Source organism: Stenotrophomonas panacihumi, from assembly GCF_001431645.1.
Classification (GTDB): domain Bacteria; phylum Pseudomonadota; class Gammaproteobacteria; order Xanthomonadales; family Xanthomonadaceae; genus Stenotrophomonas_A; species Stenotrophomonas_A panacihumi.
In genome coordinates, this window is record NZ_LLXU01000037.1 from 1 (window position 1) to 1,415 (window position 1,415).

A 1,415-nucleotide genomic window follows, 5' to 3' on the forward strand; every position below is an offset into this window, starting at 1 on the left:
CCCGGCCGATCCCGCGCAGCGAGAGCTGGCAGCCGCGCTGCGCGGGATCGGCCGGGGTGAGCACTTGCAGCACCTGCGGCACGCGCGCGTGGATCAGCGCCTCCAGCAGCGCGGTGAGCTGTTCGGATTTTTGTCGCAGGGCGGGCATGCCGGCACGCTCGAACAGCGCCAGCGAGGCGCGCAGCGGGGCCAGGGCCAGCACGGGCGGATTGCTCAGCTGCCAACCTTCCGCGCCCGGGGTGGGCACGAATTCGGGCGCCATGCGGAAGCGGCTTTCGCGGTCGTGGCCCCACCAGCCGGCGAAGCGCGGCAGGTCGGCTCGCGCATGGCGTTCGTGCACGAAGCAGCCGGCGACCGCGCCGGGGCCGGCGTTGACGTACTTGTAGTGACACCACACCGCGAAATCAGCGCCATCGTCGTGCAGCGAGAGCAGCAGGTTGCCGACCGCGTGCGCGAGGTCGAAGCCCACGTTCGCGCCCTGTGCGCGGGCCAGCCGGGTGATGCGGCCCAGATCGAACGCCTGCCCGGTGCGGTACTGGATGCCGGGCCACAGCACCAGCGCCAGGCGCGGGCCGTGGGTCTCGATGGCGCGTTCGATGGCGGCCATGGAGACGGTGCCGTCTTCGGCATCGGGCTGCACTTCGATCAGGTCGGTGGCCGGATCGAAACCGTGGAAGCGGATCTGCGATTCCACGGCGTGGCGGTCGGTGGGAAAGGCGCCGGCCTCGACGAGGATGGCGGGGCGTTCGCGCGTGGGGCGATAGAAGCTGACCATCATCAGGTGCAGGTTCACGCTCAGCGTGTTCATCGCGACGACTTCGGCGGGCAGCGCGCCGACGAGCTGGGCGAGGGGTTCGCGCACCAGTTCGTGGTAGGTGAGCCATTGCTCGGGGCCGGTGAAGTGGCCTTCGACGGCGAGTTGCGCCCACTGGTCGAGCACCTGCTGCACCATCGCGCGCGCGCCACGCGGCTGCAGGCCGAGCGAGTTGCCGACGAAGTAGGCCTGGTCGCGCCCGTTGTGCTGCGGGAACAGGAACTCGGCGCGCAGGGCGCGGAGGGGGTCGGCGGCGTCTAGGGCGGTGGCGTGCAGGCGGGTGAGGGTGGCGTCGGTCATGGGGCGGGGTTTCTGGGCTGTGGACCTATTGTAGGTTTGCTGGCGTTAGTGCGGTTGGGTGCGCTGACTTACGGTGCGGGCACCACCCTGGCGGGTATGGTCGTCGCGGCTCGGGCGGACATCCTGTCCGACTCGCCGCCGCGGGCCATCCATGGCCCGCTGACGCCCCCATACACCCGGGCGGCGCAAGGCGCTTCATTTTTCACGCTTCGATCGGAGCCGCGCCGGAGAGGTGGGAGGGGAAGAGCAAAAGCAAAAGCCAAAGCCTTGCTCTGATCCATTTTATTCCTCCAAATTTCAT

General features: G+C 69.3%; 1 protein-coding gene. It reads right to left on the bottom strand.

The genetic code is table 11. The annotated features are described in order from the left end of the window. Positions 1–1,114: kynureninase (gene kynU, locus ARC20_RS02110; RefSeq protein WP_057643606.1), on the bottom strand; the 1,114-nt coding region annotated here is incomplete at its 3' end. Between the last annotated feature and the right edge of the window lie 301 nt (positions 1,115–1,415).